General features: G+C 47.8%; 19 protein-coding genes. 6 read left to right on the top strand and 13 right to left on the bottom strand.

Annotated elements, in window-relative coordinates; genetic code table 11:
• Nucleotides 1-8: 8 nt before the first annotated feature.
• Nucleotides 9-4589 (bottom strand): glutamate synthase large subunit, encoded by a 4581-nt coding sequence (gene gltB / locus ACXAJH_RS08320; protein WP_474970744.1) that lies wholly within the window; start codon nucleotides 4587-4589, stop codon nucleotides 9-11.
• Nucleotides 4590-4962: 373 nt separating this feature from the next.
• On the opposite strand from gltB, the gene ACXAJH_RS08315 reads away from it, so the two are divergent.
• The gene (locus ACXAJH_RS08315; protein WP_474970743.1) at nucleotides 4963-6015 is read left to right on the top strand and encodes a DmpA family aminopeptidase; all 1053 of its coding nucleotides are present in this window, start codon (nucleotides 4963-4965) and stop codon (nucleotides 6013-6015) included.
• A gap of 41 nt (nucleotides 6016-6056) precedes the next feature.
• Here ACXAJH_RS08315 and ACXAJH_RS08310 read toward each other — a convergent pair whose 3' ends face one another.
• The 9 genes from ACXAJH_RS08310 to glgB form a co-directional block, all read right to left on the bottom strand.
• Nucleotides 6057-6881, bottom strand: a complete 825-nt coding sequence (locus ACXAJH_RS08310) for a YihY/virulence factor BrkB family protein (protein ID WP_474970742.1) — start codon at nucleotides 6879-6881, stop codon at nucleotides 6057-6059.
• A gap of 60 nt (nucleotides 6882-6941) precedes the next feature.
• On the bottom strand, nucleotides 6942-8243 hold the full coding sequence (gene rpoN / locus ACXAJH_RS08305) for an RNA polymerase factor sigma-54 (RefSeq protein ID WP_474993605.1): 1302 nt from the start codon (nucleotides 8241-8243) through the stop codon (nucleotides 6942-6944).
• A gap of 114 nt (nucleotides 8244-8357) precedes the next feature.
• Entirely contained in the window at nucleotides 8358-8732 is a 375-nt protein-coding gene (locus tag ACXAJH_RS08300) for a PH domain-containing protein (RefSeq protein WP_027956766.1), read from the bottom strand.
• Nucleotides 8733-8744: 12 nt separating this feature from the next.
• The gene (locus ACXAJH_RS08295; protein WP_474993603.1) at nucleotides 8745-10664 is read right to left on the bottom strand and encodes a glycoside hydrolase family 13 protein; all 1920 of its coding nucleotides are present in this window, start codon (nucleotides 10662-10664) and stop codon (nucleotides 8745-8747) included.
• 20 nt (nucleotides 10665-10684) lie between these two features.
• Nucleotides 10685-13123, bottom strand: coding sequence for a glycogen/starch/alpha-glucan phosphorylase (locus ACXAJH_RS08290; protein WP_474994119.1), 2439 nt, complete (start codon nucleotides 13121-13123; stop codon nucleotides 10685-10687).
• Nucleotides 13124-13149: 26 nt separating this feature from the next.
• Nucleotides 13150-14580, bottom strand: a complete 1431-nt coding sequence (gene glgA / locus ACXAJH_RS08285; RefSeq protein WP_474969986.1) for a glycogen synthase GlgA — start codon at nucleotides 14578-14580, stop codon at nucleotides 13150-13152.
• Between the two features lie 101 nt (nucleotides 14581-14681).
• Complete coding sequence (gene glgD / locus ACXAJH_RS08280) at nucleotides 14682-15788, bottom strand: glucose-1-phosphate adenylyltransferase subunit GlgD (protein ID WP_474969987.1); 1107 nt, start codon at nucleotides 15786-15788, stop codon at nucleotides 14682-14684.
• Between the two features lie 17 nt (nucleotides 15789-15805).
• On the bottom strand, nucleotides 15806-16963 hold the full coding sequence (locus ACXAJH_RS08275; protein WP_474969988.1) for a glucose-1-phosphate adenylyltransferase: 1158 nt from the start codon (nucleotides 16961-16963) through the stop codon (nucleotides 15806-15808).
• The gene (gene glgB, locus ACXAJH_RS08270; protein WP_474970739.1) at nucleotides 16960-18873 is read right to left on the bottom strand and encodes a 1,4-alpha-glucan branching protein GlgB; all 1914 of its coding nucleotides are present in this window, start codon (nucleotides 18871-18873) and stop codon (nucleotides 16960-16962) included. The genes ACXAJH_RS08275 and glgB overlap by 4 nt, the downstream gene beginning before the upstream one ends.
• A 406-nt stretch (nucleotides 18874-19279) precedes the next feature.
• Here glgB and ACXAJH_RS08265 point away from each other — a divergent pair, with 406 nt between their 5' ends.
• Genes ACXAJH_RS08265 through ACXAJH_RS08250 form a run of 4 tightly spaced genes read left to right on the top strand, consistent with a single transcriptional unit; the run spans nucleotide 19280 to nucleotide 20888 of the window.
• Complete coding sequence (locus tag ACXAJH_RS08265) at nucleotides 19280-19696, top strand: DUF948 domain-containing protein (RefSeq protein WP_474969990.1); 417 nt, start codon at nucleotides 19280-19282, stop codon at nucleotides 19694-19696.
• Nucleotides 19697-19703: 7 nt separating this feature from the next.
• Nucleotides 19704-20156 carry a DUF948 domain-containing protein gene (locus tag ACXAJH_RS08260; RefSeq protein ID WP_027956774.1) on the top strand — a complete coding sequence of 151 codons (453 nt, stop codon included), beginning with the start codon at nucleotides 19704-19706 and terminating at the stop codon, nucleotides 20154-20156.
• The gene (locus ACXAJH_RS08255) at nucleotides 20153-20368 is read left to right on the top strand and encodes a hypothetical protein (RefSeq protein WP_474969991.1); all 216 of its coding nucleotides are present in this window, start codon (nucleotides 20153-20155) and stop codon (nucleotides 20366-20368) included. The genes ACXAJH_RS08260 and ACXAJH_RS08255 overlap by 4 nt, the downstream gene beginning before the upstream one ends.
• A gap of 7 nt (nucleotides 20369-20375) precedes the next feature.
• On the top strand, nucleotides 20376-20888 hold the full coding sequence (locus ACXAJH_RS08250; RefSeq protein ID WP_474969992.1) for a hypothetical protein: 513 nt from the start codon (nucleotides 20376-20378) through the stop codon (nucleotides 20886-20888).
• Between the two features lie 76 nt (nucleotides 20889-20964).
• On the opposite strand, the gene ACXAJH_RS08245 is transcribed toward ACXAJH_RS08250, so the two are convergent.
• Entirely contained in the window at nucleotides 20965-22248 is a 1284-nt protein-coding gene (locus ACXAJH_RS08245) for a protoglobin domain-containing protein (RefSeq protein ID WP_474970738.1), read from the bottom strand.
• Between the two features lie 74 nt (nucleotides 22249-22322).
• Nucleotides 22323-22751 (bottom strand): MarR family winged helix-turn-helix transcriptional regulator, encoded by a 429-nt coding sequence (locus tag ACXAJH_RS08240; protein ID WP_474969994.1) that lies wholly within the window; start codon nucleotides 22749-22751, stop codon nucleotides 22323-22325.
• Between the two features lie 121 nt (nucleotides 22752-22872).
• Between ACXAJH_RS08240 and ACXAJH_RS08235 the strand changes: the two genes are divergently transcribed.
• The gene (locus tag ACXAJH_RS08235) at nucleotides 22873-24042 is read left to right on the top strand and encodes an MFS transporter (RefSeq protein WP_474969995.1); all 1170 of its coding nucleotides are present in this window, start codon (nucleotides 22873-22875) and stop codon (nucleotides 24040-24042) included.
• Between the two features lie 37 nt (nucleotides 24043-24079).
• Here ACXAJH_RS08235 and ACXAJH_RS08230 read toward each other — a convergent pair whose 3' ends face one another.
• A complete protein-coding gene (locus ACXAJH_RS08230) occupies nucleotides 24080-24247 on the bottom strand; it encodes a hypothetical protein (protein WP_474969996.1) in 168 nt (55 codons plus the stop codon).
• Between the last annotated feature and the right edge of the window lie 17 nt (nucleotides 24248-24264).

The following is a 24264-nucleotide window of genomic DNA, read 5'->3' as shown; positions in this document are numbered from 1 at the left end:
CTCCGCTGTTATTTGACGGTTTCCACCGGTTTGTTTCTCTCTTCAAAAGCTGTCATTTCTGCGTCAAATTTGTCCAGTCCGCTCTCTTTCAGGCGCTGAATGCGTTCCTGCATGTGCAGGTAATCTCTTGGAATCACTTTGACAAATCGGCTCACGTACTGCGGCCACTCCGCAAGGATCTTCTGTCCCAACGGGCTGTTTGTATACGATACGTGACGATCGATCATATCATAAAGCTCCTGGATTTCCTGTGAATCCTGCAATTGCTGCAGAAGCACAAGCTCCTTGTTGCACTTCGTTTCAAAACGGTGGGCTGTTTCATCAAGAACGTAGGCGACGCCTCCGGACATACCAGCAGCAAAGTTACGTCCGGTACCTCCAAGGACGACGACCCTTCCACCCGTCATATATTCACAGGCGTGGTCCCCGACACCTTCGACGACGACATCCGCCCCACTGTTCCGTACACAGAAGCGCTCCCCGGCAAGACCGTTGATATAGGCTTCTCCAGCGGATGCTCCATAGAAAGACACGTTTCCGATAATCGTGTTTTCTTCCGGACGGAACGAAGACTTGGATGAAGGGTGGACGATGATCTTCCCTCCGGACAGTCCTTTACCGACATAGTCATTGGAATCTCCGATCAGGCGCAGTGACATCCCTTTAGGAATGAAAGCTCCGAAGCTCTGTCCTGCTGAACCTTTGAATGTCAGGTTGATCGTATCTTCAGGCAGGCCTTCTGCGCCGTAGCGGCGGGTAATCTCACTGCCCAAAATCGTCCCTGTCACCCGGTGGATGTTGCGGATCGACCCGGTATATTTCATCGGTTTACCCGTTTCGATCGCATCTTTACATAACGGGAGCAGTTCTTCCATATCGAGGGTCTTATCCAGACCGTGATCCTGCTTACGCACAGCAAATAAACCATAGTTGTCCGGTACATCGGGCTGGTAAAGAAGCGCAGACAAGTCCACACCCTTCGCTTTCCAATGATCGATGGCTTCGTTTGTTTCAAGCACATCCGTCCGTCCGATCATTTCGTTGATCGTACGGAAGCCGAGTTCTGCCATGATCTCCCTCGCTTCCTGGGCAATGAAGCGCATAAAGTTTTCAAGGTGATCGGCTTCACCGGTGAATTTCTTCCGAAGTTCAGGATCCTGGGTGGCTACACCAACAGGACATGTGTTCAAATGGCAGACACGCATCATGACACAGCCTAGGACAACAAGAGGGGCTGTGGAAAATCCATACTCCTCCGCTCCAAGAAGAGAGGCGACAACGACATCTCGGCCGGTCATCATCTTACCGTCTGTTTCAACGACAATGCGGTCACGAAGCCGGTCGAGCACAAGTGTCTGGTGGGTTTCAGCCAGACCGATTTCCCACGGAAGACCGGTATGCTTAATACTTGTACGCGGCGCAGCCCCTGTTCCACCGTCATAACCACTAATCAGAACGAGATCGGCACGGCCTTTCGCTACACCAGCAGCAATGGTTCCTACACCGACAGCCGATACAAGTTTCACGCTGACACGAGCCTTTGGATTGGCATTTTTTAAGTTGTAGATCAACTCAGCCAGATCCTCGATGGAATAAATATCATGGTGCGGAGGCGGTGAAATCAACTCAACGCCTGGCGTGGAGCCGCGGACTTCGGCTACCCACGGGTACACTTTCTTACCAGGAAGGTGTCCACCTTCCCCGGGCTTCGCCCCTTGGGCGACCTTGATCTGGATTTCATCGGCATTCACTAAATAGTGACTATTTACGCCAAATCGTCCGGAAGCTACCTGTTTAATAGCGCTTCGTTTCAGGTCACCATTTTCTTCCGGTTCAAAACGGGCCGGGTTCTCCCCGCCCTCTCCGGAGTTACTGCGGCCTCCGATCCGGTTCATCGCGACAGCAAGCGCCTCGTGGGCTTCCTGACTGATGGAACCGAAGGACATCGCACCGGTTTTAAAGCGCCGGGTAATGTCTTCAACCGATTCCACTTCATCCAACGGAATGGACGGCCGTTTTTTAAAGGATAAAAGTCCACGCAGGGATTGAAGGTTATGCTTTTCATCCGTCAGCATCTGCGAGTACTGCTTGAAAAGATCATAATCATTGGCACGGCAGGCGTGCTGCAGTGTCGCGATCGTCTGCGGATTGTACTGGTGATCCTCACCATTTTTGCGGTATTGATAATCATCACCCGCATCAAGCGTACGGTTTCCGCCACGGTCCTCACTGAAGGCTGTTTCATGACGCATCAATACTTCTTTTTCAATGATGTCCAGACCGATTCCGCCGAGACGGGAAGCCGTCCGGGTAAAGTATTGATCGATCACATCCATCCGAATACCGACAGCCTCAAAAATCTGGGCTCCCCGGTAACTTTGGATGGTTGAAATCCCCATTTTGGAGAGGACTTTAATAATACCGTCTGTTGCCGCTTTAATGTACGTCTGTACAGCTTCGTTATGGGAAACGGCTTCAAACTGACCGGTTTCAAGAAGGTCACGCAGCGATTCATAGGCAAGGTAGGGGTTGATCCCTTCTGCCCCGTAGCCCAGAAGTGTTGCAAAATGATGGACTTCACGCGCTTCCCCTGTTTCCACAAGCAGACTGACTTTCGTTCTCGTCCCTTCGCGGATCAGATGGTGGTGGAGACCTGAAACAGCAAGCAGCGTCGGGATGGCTGCATACTCACCATTCACACCGCGGTCAGAAAGGATAATCAGTGTCGCTCCGTCTTCCACCGCTTGATCGGCCTCTTCAAATAAACGGTCGAGCGAAGCTTTCATTTCATTTTCTTCCGCTTTAAATAACGTCGACAGTGTGACCGGTTTGAATCCTTCCACCGTCTGCTGGCGAAGCTGTTCGAGCTCTTTATTCGTCAGAATCGGTGTCTTCAGACGAATTTGACGGCAGCTGTCGGGTTTAGGATCCACCAGGTTCCCTTCGGCACCAATGGTCGTTTCCACCATCGTAATCAGTTTTTCACGAATGGCATCGATCGGTGGGTTGGTCACCTGGGCAAACAGCTGCTTGAAATAGCTGTAAAGCAGCTGAGGTTTCTTGGAAAGGACAGCCAGCGGAGAATCATATCCCATCGAACCGACCGGATCTTTTTTATCCGTCACCATCGGCATGAGGATCTTATTCAATTCCTCTGTCGTGTATCCGAAAGCGAGCTGCTGATCGATCAGATTTCCGATCGGTCGGTGTTCTGCAGCCGGCTCAGGCAGGTCTTCCAAATCGAATTTATGATCATCAATCCATTCCTGGTACGGATGCTCACGGGCAATCTGAAGCTTGATCTCTTCATCCGGGATGATTTTCCCTTCTTCAAGATCGACGAGCAGCATTTTGCCAGGGTGCAGTCGATCTTTGTACAAAATATCATCAGCGAAAATATCGAGCGCACCAACTTCAGACCCGAGCACGATCATGCCGTCCTTCGTTACATAGTATCGGGCAGGACGCAGACCATTACGGTCCAGACAGGCACCAATCTGCTTCCCGTTCGTATAGGCAAGGGCTGCCGGGCCGTCCCATGGTTCCATCAGCGTACTGTGATATTCATAAAAGCTCTTCTTATCTTCCTGAATCGTCTCATCATTGGACCATGGCTCAGGGACCATCATCATAGCCGTGTGGGCCAGAGAACGACCGGATAAGTAAAGAAACTCAAACGCATTATCGAACATGGATGAGTCACTTCCGTTGGCATCAATGACCGGCAGAAGCTTATCCAGATCTTCTTTGCTGAAGTATTCAGACTCACAAAGCTCCTGCCTCGCTCTCATCCAGTTCACATTTCCGCGGAGGGTGTTAAACTCTCCGTTATGGATGGTATAGCGGTTTGGATGTGATCGTTTCCAACTCGGGAAGGTGTTCGTACTGAATCGAGAGTGTACTAAGGCGAGGGCGGTTTTAAAATCAGGATGGTTCAAATCAATATAAAAGGAGTCCAGTTGTTCAGGAATCAGCATGCCCTTATACACAATCGTATTGGAAGACAGGCTGCTGATATAAAAGTCATCATACTGGTCCAAGGAAGCAATTTCGCTTTCCGCACGTTTGCGGATGATGTATAAACGGCGTTCCAGATCCATCTGCGTCTGGATATTTGCAGAAGGAGCTACAAAAGCCTGACGAATGAATGGCTTCGTCTTTTTCGCATCTTTTCCTACGAAGGAGTCGTTGACGGGTACAGTACGCCAGCCAAGGAACTGCTGTCCTTCTTCCTCAACGATACGCTGAAAGCGCTGCATGCAGTCGACTCTCAAGCCATGATCTTCCGGGAAGAACACCATGCCGATCCCGTATTTCCCAGCCTCCGGAAGGTATATATCTTCTTTCTCACATTGTTTTTCAAAGAATTTATGAGGAATCTGGGTTAAAATACCGGCACCATCCCCTGTACTGATATCCGCGGACTGACCGCCCCGGTGCTCCAGATTACATAAAATCGTGATGGCATTTTCTACAATACTATGACTCTTTGTCCCATCGATGTTGGCAATAACTCCGATACCACAAGCTTCATGCTCATTTTCCGGATGATACAGCCCCTGCGGAACAGGATATCCGTGTTTTTGCATTATCTTTCCCCCTAGCGGACTTATTCTTGAAGGTTGCAGGCAATAATAGAAAAATTCTGTCTTTTCAGTTTCTTACTAGTATAGCATGAACATATGGAAGAATCACGCCCTCATCAGGCATAACCGCTGAATTTTCATGCAAATACGACAATGACAATCCTTTACAAATCCACTTATAAAAACGATGTAAGCGCAACCAAATATTTTTTGAGATTTTTCAAAAGAAAATTTATTTTATTCACTTTTCCATACAAAAAACCTTTATCTACAAGCGTTTGAACGTATATTAAAACCGAAGGATGTATTTTCATACATAAAAAGGAATTTCATCTCTTCATTTAGAAAGTAGTAGGAAGGCAGGGAGGGTTTATGGATGGGAACAAAAACAAGAACATACGGAATTACAATTGGAGAGATGCAGACGGGGAGACGAAATCAAATTACCGATGTACCCGGTGTCAAAGTCGGTCATCAAACACTGACAGACGGAGACACACGCACAGGCGTAACGGTCATCCTTCCTCATGAAGGGAACCTTTTCAAACAAAAGCTGCTGGCCGCCTCGCATGTCATCAATGGCTTCGGCAAAACCACCGGATTAATCCAGATCGAAGAAATGGGGACGTTGGAAACCCCTGTCGCCTTAACCAATACGTTCGCAGTCGGCCGGGTTTACGATGCCCTCGTTGATTACAGCTTGGAGCGGAACCCTGAAATCGGACGGACGACAGGGACGGTCAACCCCGTCGTCGGGGAGTGCAATGATATGCATTTGAATGATATCCGAAACCGCAGTGTAGCGAAGGAGGATGTATGGCATGCGCTGCAAAGAGCGGAAGATGAGTTTGAAGAAGGAAGTGTGGGAGCGGGGACAGGCATGGTATGTTACTCCATGAAAGGCGGCATCGGGTCAGCTTCGCGTAAAATCGACCTCGCCTACGGATCTTATACCCTCGGCGTTCTGACATTGACCAACTTCGGGACGCTGAGTGACCTGCGGATAGATGGAAGAGCGGTTGGGAAAGAGCTGAACGAAGCACATCAGGTACAGGAGAAGGACCGCGGTTCGGTGATGGTCATCTGCGCGACGGATCTCCCGGTCACAGAGCGGCAGTTGAAGCGGATACTCAAACGGGCAGCAGCCGGATTATCGAGGACGGGGTCTATTATCGGTAACGGCAGTGGTGAAGTTGTCATCGGTTTTACAACCGCTGGAACCATTCCGCATGACAAACCGGACCAGCCCCTGTCTTTAGAAATGCTTCATGAAGAGGATATCGATGCGGCATTCCGAGCTGTACGCGAGTCCTGCGAAGAAGCTGTATTGGAATCACTGCTTTATGCAGTTCCCGGGAAAGGAAGAAATGGACATGACCGGCCGACGCTGCCTGAACTTCTTGAGAAATTCAACCTTTCCCTCCATTAAAAAAGGAGGTCTCCTCATAGGACGGGAGACCTCCTTCACATTTAAGCCGCTTTTGATTTCCTGCCTCCGTGGCGTCGGTGATAGACGACATTGATTTCCGCACCGACCATTAAGATGATACCGGTCAGGAAGAACCAAAGCATAAGAATGATGACACCACCGAGACTTCCATACGTTGCAGAGTAGTTTCCAAAGTTCGTTACGTAAAACGAGAAAGCCAGGGAAATGACCTGCCAGAGAAGCGCAGTAATCACTGCCCCCGGAAGAATATGCTTGAATGGAATGTTCTTGTTTGGGGCGAAGTGATAAAGGGCCATCAATACGAGACCGATGACCGATATACTGATCACCCAGCGCAGCACCTGCATCAGTATTTCCGTCTGAGCTGGAAGGTTGATGAAATCAATCAAGACTTGTCCGAACACTGGGAGCGCAAGAGCGACGACAATCGCTACTATCATGCCTATCGTCAACGCGACCGCCAGCAGTCTCACTTTGATGAACGACCTCGTTTCTTCTACTTCATAAGCTTCATTGGCCGATTGTATGAACGCATTGATGCCACTGGAAGCGGACCAGAGCGTACCCAGAATACCAACTGTAAGAAGCCCCCCGTTCGGCTGTTCCACTACTGCAACGATATTTTCACGGAATACATCAACGGTGCCGCTCGGAAGAACGTTGCCCATGGCCTGGATCGCCGTTTCTGAATCAATATTCAAATAGGGGAGTATAGATAATAGCAGAATCAACATCGGAACAATGGATAGTAAGTAATAATAAGCCTGGGCAGCCCCAAGCAGAGGGACGTTATCTTTTTGAAATTCCTTGATGACCGCTTTCGTATAATCAATGATCTTCTTCAACGTTTCTCTCCTCCTTCACTCCACTTTAATAGTCTATCCCCCATTCAGGAGAATATTAACCTAGGAATGTAGGAGGTGAAGCTTTTTGGACGTGTCCTTCCTGCGTGAGGAGGATGGAATTTTCATAGTTTCCCTGTATTTGGCTACCGTCCTTCTGGATATGTGAAGACCTTCCTGTTGAAGCAGGAGGCGGCTGATGCTTTGGTCGGAATATGGTTTCCTTTTATTTTCCCCCTGGATCATCCCGGTGATCCTTTCTTTCACATAACCCGATGAATATCCTCTTCCGTCCTCCCCTTGATACCCCGTGACGAAAAAGCTTTTCAAGGGATACAGTCCTTTTGGTGTCTGCATGACTTTATTGGCAGCCGCACGACTGATGGTGGACTCATGCACACCGAGCTGACCTGCCACATTCTTCAGCGTCAACGGCTGCAGCGAACGGCCCCGGAAAAACTCCTGCTGATGACGGACGACGACCTCGGCCGTCTGCAGGAGAGTGTTCTTCCTGCTTTCCAGGCTTTGAATCAGCCATCGGGCCCGTTTATAGTCTTCTTCAAAAAAACCGGCGGCCTCTGCTTTGGTATCGTATAACTCAAGGAGTTCGTGGTCCCACCCAAGGTATTTCGTCATGGAATAAGGGTCGTGAAGCTGATACCCTTCTGCCGTTTCTTCCAATATTAAATCAGGCGGGAGAGATGGAATGGATGGAGATAAAGTGGAAGCCGGCGGTCTCGGATTCAACTGCTTTAACCGCAAAAGTGCTTCCTCTCCTTCCTTCCGCTGTATGCCTGCAGACTTTTCAATCTCCTCCCAGTTTCCAAGGGCCAGATCATCCAAGTGATGCCGGATGATCAGCGGCAGTTTTTCATCCTCAGGAAAGCGCCGGGCAGCCTGAAAAACCAAATACTCCCTTATGTTCCGGCAGCCTACACCTTCGGGATCCAGGTTGACCATAGACATGCGTATGCTCCTCGCTGATTCCACCGTCGTAAGAAAGGTTTCTGCTGTCTCCTCGTCCGATGCTTCACAAAAACCGTCATCATTCAGATGCCCTGCAAGAAAAATCAGCATCTCTTTCGTCTCTGCAGGCACCTCCAACAGCCGGATCTGGTCCTCTATATTATTCCTCCATGATGCTTGATCAGGAGTCATCTCTTCCATAAAATTCATCGATGCACCTTGCTTGTAGAACATGGATGAAGCGTCGACAGAAAAATGAAGGAGCGGGTTTTCATCAACCTCCCGCTGCACATACTCCCATAACTCACCCGCTGAATATTGAAGCATTTGAACGGCCTGGCGCATTTCCGTTGTCATAAATAAACCTGTCGTTTGTTTCTGAACAAGCTCAAGCTTCATGAGAACACCTCTTTGGTAACGCTTTCATAATAATGTACTTCTATGATGCTTGAACGGCAGTCATTTTTCAATAGCAAAAGCCTTCTTCCTTTATACGGAAGAAGGCTGCAAAGGTCATAATACATGTTCAGCCAGTGTTTGTTGAACGGATTCGATCGGGCTGTCCTTCTTGAAAAGTTTTCCGATCGGCTCGGATGACCCTGAAATCCATATCTTCAGCTCAGCATCCATATCGAAGCTGCCCGCTGTTTCTACGCTGAAATGGGTGATGCTTTTATACGGGATGGAGTGGTACTCCACTTTCTTCCCCGTCATGCCCTGCTTATCCACGAGAAGCAGCCGTTTGTTTGTGAAGATAAACGAGTCGCGGAGCACTTTATAACCGCTCTCTACCTGCTCTCCACCGGCAAGGATATCTTTCAAATCCTTTTCAAGCTTCGTTACGTCCACTTCGGACGCGTTTCCCATTAATCCATCTAAGAAACCCATTGGTTACGCCTCCTATTTCATTAACCTTAGAATCATATTCTCTGACGGATCCAGTTTGATCGTCAGCCAGTTATTTTTCGAACTGAATATACTTTTCTTGTTCTCCAGCTGCTGCCATTTCCCTTTTTGAATGGGGATATTAATCTCCCGCTTTTCCCGGAGGTTCCGGTTGAACAAAAAGAGAATCCGCTCGTCCGCCGCTTCATTTCCAAAATGGTCGACATTGTTTTCATTCCATCTCTCAAATCCGATAACATCATCATCCAGGGCAAAGGACTTCCAATGCCCTGTACGAAGAACATCATGCTCTTTCCGCCAACTCCCGATTTTGGTATACCAGTCAAGCAGTTCCTGGTTTTCTCTTCCCCACGGATAAGGTTTACGATTATCCGGATCTGCTCCGCCTGTCAGCCCGGCTTCATCGCCATAGTACAGGGAAGGCACACCCGGAAAAGCATAGATCCATAGACTGAGAGCCTTGATCTGCTTGAAGATGAGCTGCTCTTTCTGCTCATCGGAAAAGTCATCCGGCAGAAAGTCTGCCAGCATCGTATAAATTCTTTCGACATCATGACTGGAGAGCATGTTCATGACGGCATAGAAGTATTCTTTCGGATAGTGCTCACATAAAGTCATCAAGCGCCTGTGCACCGTGTAGGCATCCATGTCCCCTTTAATAAAGTCGAGCAGGATCCGCCGCATCGGGTAATTCATCACTGAATCCAGGACGCCCCCGAGAAAATAGTCGCGGCGTTTTCCATAGGCTGATTTGTTGGACGCATCCTCCCACACTTCCCCAAGCAGCACACTGGATGAATCCTTCTTCTTCAGCTGGGTGTAAATCTGCCGGATCAAGTCATCGGTCAACTCGTCCGCTACGTCAAGACGCCAGTGCTTCATCCCTGACTTCTGCCACGTTTTGATGACACTGTCTTCATCGTGAATCAGGAAGTTCTGGTAATCTTCATTTTCCTTCCGGAGTGTAGGGAGAGTCCCTACTCCCCACCAGGCATCATATTCGTTGGGATAGTTGTGGAATGTATACCAGCTGTAATAAGGGGAATTTTTGGATTGATAGGCACCAAGGGAGTCGTACTTCCCTTCCCGGTTGAAATAAATACTGTTGCTCCCGGTATGACTGAACACCCCGTCCAGCATAACTTCCATGCCTCGTTTTTCCGCTTCTTCAATCAGCACCTCGAAGTCTTCCTTTGTACCGAGCAGTTCATCAATCTTATGATAATCCCCCGTATCATACCGGTGATTGCTTTCGGCTTCAAAAATTGGATTCAAGTAAAGAACGGTAATGCCCAGTGTCTCGAGGTAATCAAGTTTTTCCGTAATGCCTTTCAGGCTGCCACCGAAAAAGTCCCAGCGGATGACTTCTCCTCGCTCATTGCGGATATAAACAGGGTCATTCTCCCAATGGGCATGTACAAGGCTCGTTTCCGGTGCTTTTTTCATATCAATGTCACCGGCTGCATAAAAACGGTCGGGAAATATTTGATACATCGTAGCATTCTTCCACCATTCCGGCGTTTCGTAAACAGGATCATAAACCGTAATCTGCCAGGAAGGGGGGATATGATCATAAATCCGGCCTTCCCCGCTCTCATTACTCCGCTCCCGTCCGTAAAAAAGGGTGCGGTCTTCGGAGATGATTTCAAAGAAATACCAGATCAGCTGTGGACTTTCCGGCATTTTTATAGTCGTTTCATATGTCGTGCACTGGTGTTCCTCGCTGCATACGTCCATTTCCTTCGTCTTTTCATGATCCGTACGGTCAAGGATATAGTGAAGGATGACATGGGATACACGATGGCGGTTGAGCACATCCAGTTTCAGTGTAACAGCAGAACCTTTCGGCGCAGCACCGAAAGGCTCTCTATAGGATTCCTCAAAGCTGTTATGATACATTTCCTTTTGTCTCACAAATCCGTCCCCCTATATAACTACTTCAGCGCCCCGACACGATTGATTTTCCAAATCTCCTCTGCGTATTCCTGGATCGTGCGATCACTGGAAAACACACCGGATTGGGCGATGTTTACGAGACTCTTCAAGTTCCACTGACGCTTTCGCTGATAATCCTGACTGACTTTCTTCTGAGCCAGCAGATAATCTGGAAAATCTTTCAGTACAAAGTACTCGTCATTATAGGTGACCAAAGCATCGTAAATGGCCTGGAATTCCGTTTCGCCTTTAGAAAAAGGACTGTAGTGAATCAATTCATCGAGAATACGGCGGATCCGGTCGTCATTATGATAAATCTCACTGGAAGAGTAGGAGCCTTGATTGTAATACTCCCAGATCTCCTCAGAAGTGAGACCGAAAATGTAAATGTTATCATCCCCGACGTGGTCGTGGATTTCGACGTTCGCCCCGTCCATCGTCCCCACGGTCACTGCGCCGTTCATCATGAATTTCATATTCCCTGTACCCGAAGCTTCCTTCGTAGCCATGGATATCTGCTCACTTATATTGGTCGCTGGAATGATTTTCTCTGCCATGGACACGGAATAGTTCGGAAGGAACACCACTTTTATATAATCGTTTACAGCAGGATCATTGTTGACCACTTCTGCAATACGGTTGATCAATTGGATGACCGTTTTCGCGAAATGATAACCCGGGGCAGCCTTGGCTCCGAAAAAGAAAGTCCTCGGTACCATTTCCATGGCAGGGTCTGCCTTCAATTCATTGTATAAATGCATAATATGAAGAGCATTAAGCAGTTGACGCTTATAACCGTGGAGCCGTTTAATCTGGACATCGAATATGGAGTGCGGATTGACGGTGATTCCCTGCGTCTGCTGCACCCACTCTGCAAATTCCACTTTATTCTGGTGCTTGATATCGTGAAGCTGATCAAGGAAGCTTAAATCATCTTTCCGGCTCATCAGCCGGCTTAACTGCTGCGGCTCGTGGATCCAGGTGTCGCCGATCGCTTCCGTAATGAGTGACGTCAGTTTACGGTTGCTGTGCATCAGCCACCTGCGGTGAGTAATTCCGTTGGTTTTATTGTTGAAGCGATCCGGGAATGTATGGAAGAATCGTTTCATTTCGCGATGTTTTAAAATTTCTGTATGGAGTTTTGCCACACCATTAATGCTGTGACTTCCGACAATGGATAAATGGGCCATTTTCACCTGACCGTCCGCTACGATGGCAAGGTCGGCAATGCGGTCGAAATCGCCTGGGTAAGTGCTCCACAGCTCCTGACAGAAACGCTCATTGATTTCATTGATGATCATGAAAATCCGTGGCAGCAGCGAGCGGACAAGACCTACAGGCCAGGACTCCAGCGCTTCACTAAGGGTTGTATGATTCGTATAGGAAACCGAGGACCGGGTGATCTCCCATGCCTCCTCCCAGCCGATTCCTTTCTCATCCATAAGGATCCTCATCAGTTCAGGAATGACGAGGGCCGGATGGGTATCGTTGATATGGAGGGCTGCTTTTTCAGGGAAGGAGGACCATGGCACTCCCAGTTTTTCAAAATAGCGGACAACCGACTGGACACCGGCGGAAACGAGGAAATATTCCTGCTTTAAGCGGAGGCGTTTACCGTCTTCTGTAGAATCATCCGGATATAGGAAATCCGAAATAGATTCCAGCGAACGTTTATGGCCGAGAAAATGACCGAACTCCCCTTCTTTTTCAGCACGGGACATTGTGTCTCCGACAGATGGTTCTGCGGACCACAACCGGAGCGTATTCACGGTTTCGTTTTTATATCCGGCAATCGGGACATCATAAGGCACCGCCTGGATCGGTTCGTAGTGCTCATACTTAAAATGCAGCTTTCCGTCCTTGTCACGTGTGGAAGATACCTGTCCGCCAAAACGGACTTCGATTGCTTCATCCGGGCGCCTTACTTCCCAGACGAAGTCTTTGGAAAGCCAGTAATCAGGAAATTCCACTTGTTTCCCGTCGATGATATGCTGATCAAACATGCCGTACTTATACCGGAGGCCATAGCCGTGACCAGCCATCTCCAAAGAGGCCAGGGAATCCAGAAAACAAGCCGCCAAACGGCCGAGACCGCCGTTGCCGAGTCCTGCGTCACTTTCCTTCTCTTCCAACCCGGACAGGGACAAACCAAGCTCCTCCAGTCCTTCTTCTACAAGTGTCAGAACATCCATGTTTAATAGATTGTTCCCAAGCAGACGCCCCATAAGGAATTCCATCGAGAAATAAAACACCTGCTTCGTTTTATTACGCTTGTAATGCTGCTGGGTGTGAAGCCATTTGGCATTGATTTTCTCCTGAATCAGCGCCCCTAACGCGCGGTAGGTATCATACTCCGAAGCTGTCTCCAGCGTCCGCCCATACCGGTCCTCCAACTGCTCCTTAAACGCGGCCTTGAATTCCTCTTTGCTACTGAACATCACCATAAAGGTTCCTCCTATCAGCTCTACCGGAACATCGTTTGATACAAATCCATGTACTGCTCCGCAGAGTTTTTCCAAGTGAACTTACTCTTGCAGATGTTTTTTACAAGATTCTGCCAAGAAGCAGGCTCCTGATAGAATTCGACGGCCCGGCGGATCGTGTACAGCATGTCGTGGGCGTTATAGTTTGTAAATGAAAATCCGTTCCCTTCCCCAGTCTCTTCATTATATGGCTGGACGGTGTCCACAAGTCCCCCTGTTTCCCTTACGATTGGAGCAGACAGATACCTTAAGGCAATCAGCTGACCAATCCCGCACGGTTCGAAACGGGAAGGCATGAGGAACATATCACTGGCCGCATAAATCTGACGGGATAATGGTTCTGAAAAACGGATATTCGCTGACATTTTTTCGGGGTGTCTGTGCTGTACCCATTGAAGCAGCTGCTCATATTGATATTCACCCGTACCAAGCAGGACGACTTGAACATCATCATGATAAAGCAGCTCGTCAATCACCCTTCCGATCAAGTCGAACCCTTTTTGTTCCACCAATCTGGAAACGATGCCAATCATCGGTACTTCCTTACGTACAGGCAGACCTAATTCAGCCTGCAGCCACATCTTGTTCTGAGCCTTCTTGATCAGGGAGCTGCGATACGGAAAAGCAAGGGCTTCGTCTTTCATAGGGTTATAGTTATGCTCGTCGATGCCGTTGACGATTCCGATTAATTCGTCAGTCCGTTTTCTAAGTACTCCGTCTAGGTTTTCCCCATAATAGGGCGTTTGAATCTCTTTTGCATAAGTTTCGCTGACCGTTGTAATAAAATCGGCGTAGTTCAAAGCACCCTTCATGAAGTTGATGTTCCCGAAAAATTCGAACGCATCATCTCTCATCATGCTTTCATCAAAGTCCATCAGATCATGCAGGACAGACTGCGGATAAATCCCCTGATACTTCAAATTATGGATCGTGAAGACCGTTTTCATACCTTGAAGCTTTTCCACATCCTTATAATGGGTATGTAGGTAGACAGGGATGAGACCGGTCTGCCAGTCATGGCAGTGCAGGATATCCGGAGTCCATTCCAGCGTGCAGATAAAGTCCATAACCGCTTTATTGAAGAAAACGAACCGCTCGGCTTCATCTCCATACCCATAAAGATTGGAACGTTTAAAATAATATTCGTTATCTATGAAATAGACGGGAATGCCCTCATAGTTGATATATTCGATTCCTGCATACTGGCTCCGCCACCCAAGCGTGATATCCAGTTCATCCAGGTGGGTCAGCTGTTCCTTCCAGTGATCATCCATGTTCTCATATTTCGGCAGGACGACACGGACATCGGCGCCCTGTTTCTTCAAGGCATGCGGCAGAGTACCGAGCACATCAGCAAGACCACCGGTTTTTACAAAAGGGGTGCATTCTGAACCAACCATTAAAATATTCACGTATATCCACTCCTTATCTTTGTTCAATCCATCACTTAACCATTGTTAAAGAAAAAGGACTGCCCGAGCGGTAAGGTCCAGACAGTCCCTGACAAAGGGGATTACATTGATCGCCGCTTCGCTAGTACGTACGGCTTTTCAGGTGCTCCAATCAGCGTCTTGCCACTGGAAATGGTGCAATCCTTATCAAGAATGACATTTTCCAGGACCGCTCCTTCTTCAATCTCGCAGCGCTGCATGATGATGGAGTTTTTAATGACCGCCCCTTCTCCTACTTTGACACCGCGGAACAGGATGCTGTCCTCGACTTCCCCTTCAATGACACACCCGTTGGCCACCATTGTATTTGTCACGTGTGATGACTGGGTATAATTCGATGGTGCTTCGTTTTTCACCTTCGTGAAAATCGGTGCATCCTCTTTAAATAACTCATCATGCTCAGAGGCATTCAACAACTTGGAGCTGTTGCGGTAATAACTTTCCACCGAATTGATCAGCGCATGAGTGCCGTGGTACTCATAAGCATTGATATGAATGTTCGGAAGCTTTCCTTTGATCCCATCCAGGAAGAAGTTGGAGCATCCATGGGCAATGCACTTCTCAATCAGATTGTATAGAAATTCCTTGTCAATGATGTACATATCCATATAGACGTTATGGCTGCTTCGATCATTGTGAATATTCGTCACACGGTTATTCCCATCGATATCGAGCTTGTGAGCGCGTTCATGCTCGGAATACATTTCGTCTACTTTTTTATAAATGACCGTTACGTCCGCCCCTGATTCCTTATGCTCCTGCAGGACATCCTGATAATCGATGTTGCAGATGTGCTGGGAACCGGAGATGACGATATAATCCGCCAGCGTCCGGTTGATGAAATCGATGTTGTTATGGAAATGCTGCAGATCCCCGCGGGAAATATCGGTCGGATCATTCCAGTCAGGGGGCAGGATGAAAAGACCGCCCCGTTTGCGGTCCAGATCCCAGGCTTTTCCTTGTTCGAGATGGTCCATCAGCGAACGGTATTTTCTTCTTGCAAAGACAGCTACGGATTCAATCCGGGAGTTGGTCATATTGGAAATAGCGAAATCAATCATCCGGTAGCGTCCAGCAAAAGGAACCGCTGCCCCGCAGCGGAAGTATGTGAGTTCATCGAGCATATCCTGCTCATGGTCCAGGTTAATAATTCCAGCGATACGATCCATAATATCCTCCTCAAAAATCAGTTTGTAGCATAGCTTGTTGCCAGAACACTTCCTTCATCTGCCACCAGCGTGATTTCGCTGTCTGGTGAAGGATCACCGATCACGGCTCCATCCTCAATCACCGTTCCTTTGGAGATGATGGCACGGTTGATCGTGACATTTCTGCCGATTTTGACATCCGGCATGATGACAGAATCTTTCACAACGGAGGATTCACAAACGTGAACACCATAGAAAATCACCGATGTATCCACCTTGCCGTAAATCCGGCACCCTTCATTAATCAGCGCATTTTTCACAGAAGCTGACGGTGCAATATACTGCGGCGGCTGGTTTGGATTTTTAGAATAGATCCGCCATCTGGAATCACTGAGGTTCAATTCAGGATTCTTCTTAAGCAGGTCCATATTGGCTTCCCAAAGGCTGTCGACCGTTCCGACATCCTTCCAATAGCCTTCGAATGTATAGGCCATCATCTTTTTATAATCGTTAAGAAGAGATGGAATGATATCCTTCCCGAAATCATGGGAGGAATCTTCTTTTTCCGCATCATCAATCAAGTACTGCTTCAGTACATCCCAGCGGAAAATGTAGACGCCCATGGAAGCCAGGTTGCTCTTCGGATATTCAGGTTTCTCATCAAATTCTGTAATCTTCCCGTTATCGTCGGCGTTCATAATTCCAAAACGGCTCGCTTCCTCCCAAGGAACTTCAATAACAGAAATCGTCACGTCCGCATCCGTTTCCTTATGGTAATCAAGCATCGCACCGTAATCCATCTTGTAAATATGATCTCCGGACAGGACCAGCACGTGCTCCGGATCATACTGGTTCAGGAATTTCAGGTTGCGGTAGATGGCATTCGCCGTTCCTGTATACCATCCTCCGCCTTCCGACTGCATGAATGGAGGGAGCACCGACACGCCTCCGAATTTACGGTCCAGGTCCCATGTATCTCCAATGCCGATGTAATCATTTAAAATAAGCGGCTCGTACTGTGTAAGTACGCCGACTGTATCAATGCCGGAATTCGTACAATTGCTCAGCGGAAAATCAATGATCCGGTATTTACCGCCGAAATATACGGCAGGTTTGGCGATCTGTTTCGTCAATGATTTCAATCTGGTCCCCTGCCCACCAGCTAGAAGCATCGCTACACATTCTTTATTTTTCATGATTCTCCTCCTTGATTTACTGATGTTCTTTTCAGGAAGCTCACACCGAGCGGGGGAACCGTCATGGTGACATGCTGGTTCTGGCCCTGCCATGGAGAGGATATCGTGTCCAGGGGCAGTCCATTTCTCTGCCCGGAACCACCAAAGTGCTCCGCGTCACTCGAGAAAATTTCCTCGTATGAGCCTTGTTCAGGCACTCCGACTTTATAATCGTGGTAGACCTCCGGAGTGAAATTGCATACAATGACTAATTGATCGTTTGATGTCCGGCTGTTCCGTACAAAAGATATAATGCTCTGCTCGTAGTTATTCGGATCGATCCATGTGAACCCTTCTGGTTTATGATCGAGCTCCCATAATGCAGGCATCTCCTGATACATCTGGTGAAGCTGTTTCGTGTACTCCAAAATGGAGGAGTGGGAATCGTATTCCAGCAGCTCCCAGTCCAGGTCCTCCAAGTCCTTCCACTCGTCGAATTGTCCGAATTCACCTCCCATGAATAGAAGCTTCTTACCGGGATGGGCGTACATATAAGCGAGAAATGCACGCAGGTTGGCGAATTTCTGCCAATAGTCGCCCGGCATTTTATTTAATAACGATTTCTTTCCATGGACGACTTCGTCATGAGAAATCGGTAATACAAAGTTCTCGGAAAAGGCGTAATGAAGAGAAAAGGTAATTAAATTATGATGGTACTTCCGGTGGATCGGGTCCATTTCCATATACTTGAGCATGTCATTCATCCAGCCCATGTTCCACTTATAATTGAACCCGAGTCCGCCGATATGTGTCGGGGCACTGACAAGCGGCCAGGACGTCGATTCCTCCGCCATCATCAGCGTATCCGGAACTTCTTCAAAAACGGCTTTATTCATTTTTCTGATGAAGTCGATGGCTTCAATATTTTCACGCCCGCCGTATTCATTCAGCTCCCACTCTCCGTCTTCCTTACCGAAATCGAGATAGAGCATACTGGCAACAGCGTCCACACGCAGTCCATCCAGGTGATACTCTTTCAGCCAGTACACAGCATTGGAGATGAGAAAGCTCTGTACTTCGTTTCTGGCAAAATCAAACGTAAGCGTCCCCCACTGTGTTTTCTCAGCTTTACTAGGGTTGGCATATTCATAAAGCGCTTCCCCGTCAAACCTGCGAAGCCCGTGTTCATCCTTGCAGAAGTGGCCCGGTACCCAGTCCAATATGACACCGATTCCAGAATTGTGACATTGATCGACAAAATATTTGAAGTCATCCGGGGTGCCGTAACGGGAGGTCACGGAAAAGTATCCGGTCGCCTGATAGCCCCAGGAGCGGTCAAACGGATGCTCCGTCATGGGTAGAAGTTCGATATGGGTATAGCCGAGTTCTTTCACATAAGGAATCACCATATCTGCATATTCACGGAAATTGTAAAAAACCTCCGACTCTATGTACTTCCAGGACCCTAAATGAAGTTCATAGATCGACATGGGTGATTCATAGGGATTACGTCCTTTCCGCTGGTTCATCCAGTCATGGTCTCCCCATGCATAATCATCCAGCGGATAGACAACCGAAGCGGTATTTGGACGGAGTTCGCTTGAAAATGCATACGGATCAGCTTTCAAGCGGAGATGTCCGTGAGGAGTTAAAATTTCGTATTTATAAATCGTTCCTTTTTCCAGACCGGGAAGAAAGGCGATCCACACGCCGTTGTCATTGATCTTTTCCATTGGGTGTTCCCGTCCGTCCCAGTTGTTAAATGGACCGACGACACTGACCTTAACGGCGTTCGGAGCCCAGACCGCAAAACGGATGCCCTGCTCTCCGTTTCTCGTATCCGGATGAGCCCCCAGCAGTTTGTGGCTGTACCGGAGGTTCCCCTCATGGAATAAATAAATATCATGTTCTAAAGATGTATCCTGGACCACACCATCACTCCTCGTCTCAATAATCAAACTTTATGACTAGACCTGCTGCCTATCAATCAATTCGGAAACGTTTGTTATCTCCTATATTCATCATAAAATCACCTGTATAGATTTACAATTACAATTGATAAAAATATTCTGAAAAGTTTTGTCGAAAAATGTCGAATAACCATGGCATCCGTCCATTTGTTAATTTTTCGTTAAGAACCTTTATAAGTAAGCGTTTACATATTTTGTTCTATTCCCCGGCTCACAAAATTAGAAACCACCGATTCTCTGAGTCTATGGGCCCCCTCCTTTTATCTTCTATCATGGACTGGAAGATATTTTCTTTTCCAGAAGCGTTTCAGCAAAAAAGAATAGTGGTATAGCTTTTACAAACCGAATTTAAGAGAGGTGGAACGAGATGTCATTAGCAGGACTTGGACTACTCATCATCGCAATTGCATTTGCCTTCATCAGTATCTTTGTTGTGAAAACATTAAAGACAGCATCCCATACGATGTCCAGTGTTTCCAATACATTGGAGAAAGTGGAAGGCCAGATTCAGGGGATTACATCTGAATCAGAGAGCCTGTTGAAAAAAACCAATTCAATGGCGGCTGATCTTGAAGAGAAAACCCAGAGCATCAACGGCTTGATGGATGCCGTCAACAATGTGGGCTCGACCGTAGGAAATGTGAACAGTTCCCTTCAAGGGGTTTCAGAAAGTGTGGCCCACGCCTCCCACGAGCGTAATGAGAATGTCATTAAAGCCATGCAGTGGGGCGATGCAGCCATTGATTTATATGTGAAATGGAAACGAAAGAAAATAAAGGAGTGAGGTTGGCATGGATTTTCTAGGAATCGGCGTACTCATCATCGGAATCGCTTTTGCTGTGGTCTCTATTTTTCTTATTAAAGCTCTTAATAACCTTGCCGGTGTTTTAAGCGGGGTCCGCGAAACCGTGGATCAGCTCCCGGAACAGTTGGACTCCGTCATGAAGGAAACGACCGGCGTCCTGCATAACAGTAATGATACACTGGCCGATGTGAATGAAAAGATTAAAGCATTGAGCCCGTTATTCTATATCGTTGGAGATATTGGGGAATCCTCCAGGAAGCTCACTTCTTCTCTTGTAGATATGACCTCTTCCTTGAAGAATACCACCTTTGAAGGCGAACAAAAAATTAATGAAGAAGGCTGGCGGGGCATTTATGGAGCGCTTGCCATGACCTATTACCTGTCTCAGAAAAGAAAGGCGCTCAAATCAGCCGCCCAGCTGGACCGTACGACATCATGAAGACTCTTGAATGGATATCAGGATTGACGGCAGGAGCTCTGACAGGCGTACTTATCCACTCCCTTACGCGTGATCCATCCATTGCCAAAATGAAGGTGGAGCGTAAAAAGGGTGAATTTTACCAGGCAGGCAGAATTCAGTATGAAGACATTCAGACCGCCAGAGAAACAATGAGGAATGAAGCTCAAAAAAATATAAGGATAGAAAGGTGATTCAATTATGACAACTCAACAGACGACCAAAAAAAGCGGGAGCAAAAAGCTTCCTATCGCTATTGTAACCGGAGCTCTTATCGGAGGTGCGATCGTTCTGGCGAAAGACCCTGAACAACGCCGCCGTTTGAAAGAAGGATCCCGTGCCAAGAAGGATTCTGTAACGGAATACGCTTCCGAGGTAAAAGAAAATCCATCAGAGAAAAAAGATGATCTTGTTACACGTGTCCGCAATATCGTCAATATCGCATCTGAAGCCGCTGCCACAGTACAGGAGGTTTTCAACAACCAAGGCAGAGAAATCACCGACAAAGTGAAGGACATTAAAGAAGAGTCTGAAGAAATTGTTTCCACAGCTAAAGACGCCGGTGAAGAACTACAGGAAGTCGGAGACAAAGCCAGAGAAGCGAAAGAAGAGCTTTCCAGCGATGAGGAAGAGCAGACCACTCCAACAGCAGGAAAAACCTTCACCCCTTCCAACACACAGGACAACGTCACTGAAATCAATACACGCTCTTAATAGAAAAAGTCCCTGAGACAGCCGTCTCAGGGACTTTTTTTAGGAAACGCTGAGCTTCCCTTTACGAACAAATCATTCAATCAGCCATCGCTGTCAACTGCTGGGAAGAAGCCGCTACTTTACCAACGGCATCATTGATTTCATCAATAACGTGCGAAAAATGCTGCAGCTCCTCTTCCATACCTGCATTGTAGGCTTTGTTCTGCCCCATCGCCGTAACAATTTCCGTAAAGAAGTGATTGATCTGTTCCATACTGTCCGCACCCTCTGCAATCATCTCATCGATACTGCCTACATGACCAGACACGTTATGGATCTGTCCGCTTGTAGAATGAATCAACTGGGAAACTTCTGCAGCAGAGGTTTGTGTCTGCTCCGATAATTTACGTACTTCAGCGGCTACAACCGTAAACCCTGCTCCATGCTCCCCTGCGCGCGCAGCTTCAATCGAAGCGTTCAGGGACAACAGGTTGGTCTGTTCAGCGATGGAAGAAACGATCGTCACAATTTTACTGATTTCTTCAGCGATCCGGCTCAATTTTTCCATATCCCCGGAGATTTCCCTGATGGTCTGTTGAATCTGATTCATCTGCCGCTGGTGTACTTCCAACTGCTTCTTACCATCAAGCGACTGCTGCTCCACTTGGCGGGCTACCGCTGTTCCATTTTTAGAGTCGGTGACCATTTTTTCCGTTTGATCGGTCAGCTGTTCGGTAGAAGCACTGGCTTGCTGGGAAACAGCAGCCACTTCTGCGGACATCTGATCCACTTTCAGGTAAGCTTCTTCTCTTTTCTCTATTTCTTTTTCCCGTAAAGCATCCGCTTCTCTTTGAAACATTTCCAGGACGAGCTGCTGTTCGATGCTCAGTATTTTTGTCGTCGCTGCAACCGCCTGCCGGTAATCGTCTTCTTCCAAATGCCTGTCGTATACCTCCAGGAAGGAGAGCAGTAAATCCTGAAAAGCAGACATGTACCATTTAGGCTCCAATCCGATTTTCAAGTGTACCGCGGCAATACGCTTCCTTTTTTCAATATATGACTCATCGATGACGCCCGAAAACATCTCTTCCATATGAACAGCCAGTGTTTTCCGCAGGCGCTCAACGGTACTGTGTTCCTCAATCATTTTTTGAAGCGCCGGCTCACTTTCAAGATTCACGTAAAATTTCTTCACAACCGCTTCCATTTCCACGCTTACCAGCGGCTGCAGGTCCTGCAAAACAGCGAGGTCATCTGTCGTCAGCTGAATCATTTCACATTGACGATGAACAGCCGATCCTTCCGGGACGTCGATCACCCCTGTTCTTCCCTCTCCCAGCTTCTTACGCACGGCCTCTTTTCTCTTATTCCACCAACCCATTCTAAATCCCCCTGCATGTCTTTTTTTCTTATATCGTCGTCTTAGTAACAACAGTTAAGGGGGAAAGGGCTGCACTACTCCTCCAGATGGTTTTTGATTTTTTGCAGCATCTCCTGCATCTGCTTGATTTCTGTGGGTGTCAGCGGATGGGTCACTTCGCTTTCTAAATCGTAGCGGATATGCTGAAGCTGCTCCTTCCGCTCCTTACCAAGAGACGTTAAATGAATCAGTTTCGTGCGGGCATCCTTTTCAAGCGATGCTTTATAAACCAGATCCTTTTGGATAAGTATATCAATCAGCTTGGACAAAGAAGAAGCTTTGATTCCAAGCTCTTTTTGCAGATAGGACTGCGTCACCCCGTCCTTCTCATAAAGAACGAACATGACATTCACATGAGAAACGCTCAAATCTTCCTTTTGGAGCCTCTCGTTCTGAAGCTGTTTGATTGAATGGGATATTTTCTGAATCTGATAGCCAATATCCTCATTGTGTGATTCATTCATCGCGTTCACCCTTTCTGCCGCTATTTTATCACAAACCGACTGCATTGGATGATCATTTAATTAGTTTCCTAACTAAATATGTGTTATGATGATTTCCGAATGGCTAAAGGAGGTATGTACGATGAAACCATTATCCAAAGCGGGAGTATTTGCCTTAATGCTCGCGGCCAGTCTGACTGTCATGGTCGGCAGCGCCATTACTCCCGCCTTACTTGATATATCCCAGCACTACAATATGGAGGACTCAGCCGCCTGGTTGACGACACTCCCTTCGCTCGGCGTTGTCCTGTTCGCTCCGCTCGCCGGTAAATTCATCGACAAGTCCGGACCCTACAGGGCTTTGTGTACCGGGCTGATTTTATACGGAGCATTGGGGATAAGCGCCATCTGGCTGGACGGGACGGTGTTGGTCTTCGCCGACCGCATTCTCCTCGGCGGGGCAACGGCTGTCGTGATGTCTTCGGCTACCGGGCTGCTTGCCGAATTTTTTGAAGGAGAGCAGCGACTGAAGATGATGGCTCTGCAGGGCATGTCCATTGAAGCTGGAGGTATCATCTTCCTGAGTATCGGAGGCATCCTCGGAAGCTTCGGATGGCAGTTCCCATTCCTGTTGTATCTTCTCGGTTGGATCGCTCTTGTTTTTCTATTATCTTTCGTGCCCTTTACAAGAAAAGAAACCGGAGGGGAAGAGGAAGCCGATGGTGGAACTTCTTCCGAAAAAATCTGGCCGGTGCTGTTATCCGCTATGCTCGCCATGACCATCTTTTTTGTAACGATGGTCTCTGTGCCCTTTTACCTGGCTGAGCACTTTCACATGACTTCCACAGGAACGGGATACTTTTTGGCGATGATCTCTCTTGTGGCCGTCATATCAGCCAGTCAGATGCCTAAGGTGGTCAATAAAATCAGTGACTACTCCACGCTGATGACCGGGTTCTTTTTATTCGGAGGCGGCTATCTGCTGCTTGGGCTGAACCAGACCTCCCTCCTGCTTGCCGCAGGGGCGGGAATTTTGATTGGCTTTGGCTTTGGCTTTACCATTCCACTTGCCAACCACATGACCGTGGAAAAAAGCAGCGCCGCCAAGCGCGGGAAAAATCTCGCCTACTTTTCTTCCGCTGTTTTTCTTGGACAGTTTTTATCCTCTTTTGTAGACAGTATTTCCGACGATCTGTCCGTCGTCTATCTTTTAACGGCTTCGGCCGGATTGTTGATCAGCGCCATTTACTTCATCACAATGAAAAATGTGCGCACGGGAGTGCAGAAAAAGAAATCCCCTTCTGAAGGGTGACAGCAAAAGGCCTGTCCATGAATGGACAGGCCTTTACTTATGCGTCGCCTTTATAGCCAAGGCGGGCACGGTCGATATATTCATCCGGCTCGGAACCGAATTCAGTACTGTGATTCTTAAATTGAGCCAGCCGCCCGTTACGGTGCTCACCGTGACTATTGCGTTCCTTGAACTGCCGGTCGTGCTTCTTGTCCTTCTTGCTCATCCCAATCACCTCATGCA

Source organism: Halobacillus sp. ABD4_316 (genome assembly GCF_056161385.1).
This window is presented reverse-complemented; position numbering and strand designations above follow the sequence as displayed.

Excerpts from the sequence above, each read along its gene's own strand:
- ACXAJH_RS08240 (WP_474969994.1), bottom strand. The coding sequence starts at position 22,751 with ATGAATGAATCACACAATGAGGATATTGGCTATCAGATTCAGAAAATA.
- ACXAJH_RS08290 (WP_474994119.1), bottom strand. The coding sequence starts at position 13,123 with ATGTTCAGTAGCAAAGAGGAATTCAAGGCCGCGTTTAAGGAGCAGTTG.
- ACXAJH_RS08250 (WP_474969992.1), top strand. The coding sequence starts at position 20,376 with ATGACAACTCAACAGACGACCAAAAAAAGCGGGAGCAAAAAGCTTCCT.
- ACXAJH_RS08275 (WP_474969988.1), bottom strand. The coding sequence starts at position 16,963 with ATGAAAAATAAAGAATGTGTAGCGATGCTTCTAGCTGGTGGGCAGGGG.
- ACXAJH_RS08315 (WP_474970743.1), top strand. The coding sequence starts at position 4,963 with ATGGGAACAAAAACAAGAACATACGGAATTACAATTGGAGAGATGCAG.
- ACXAJH_RS08245 (WP_474970738.1), bottom strand. The coding sequence starts at position 22,248 with ATGGGTTGGTGGAATAAGAGAAAAGAGGCCGTGCGTAAGAAGCTGGGA.
- ACXAJH_RS08300 (WP_027956766.1), bottom strand. The coding sequence starts at position 8,732 with ATGGGTTTCTTAGATGGATTAATGGGAAACGCGTCCGAAGTGGACGTA.
- gltB (WP_474970744.1), bottom strand. The coding sequence starts at position 4,589 with ATGCAAAAACACGGATATCCTGTTCCGCAGGGGCTGTATCATCCGGAA.
- ACXAJH_RS08260 (WP_027956774.1), top strand. The coding sequence starts at position 19,704 with ATGGATTTTCTAGGAATCGGCGTACTCATCATCGGAATCGCTTTTGCT.
- ACXAJH_RS08235 (WP_474969995.1), top strand. The coding sequence starts at position 22,873 with ATGAAACCATTATCCAAAGCGGGAGTATTTGCCTTAATGCTCGCGGCC.
- glgD (WP_474969987.1), bottom strand. The coding sequence starts at position 15,788 with ATGGATCGTATCGCTGGAATTATTAACCTGGACCATGAGCAGGATATG.
- ACXAJH_RS08265 (WP_474969990.1), top strand. The coding sequence starts at position 19,280 with ATGTCATTAGCAGGACTTGGACTACTCATCATCGCAATTGCATTTGCC.
- ACXAJH_RS08230 (WP_474969996.1), bottom strand. The coding sequence starts at position 24,247 with ATGAGCAAGAAGGACAAGAAGCACGACCGGCAGTTCAAGGAACGCAAT.
- ACXAJH_RS08255 (WP_474969991.1), top strand. The coding sequence starts at position 20,153 with ATGAAGACTCTTGAATGGATATCAGGATTGACGGCAGGAGCTCTGACA.
- rpoN (WP_474993605.1), bottom strand. The coding sequence starts at position 8,243 with ATGAAGCTTGAGCTTGTTCAGAAACAAACGACAGGTTTATTTATGACA.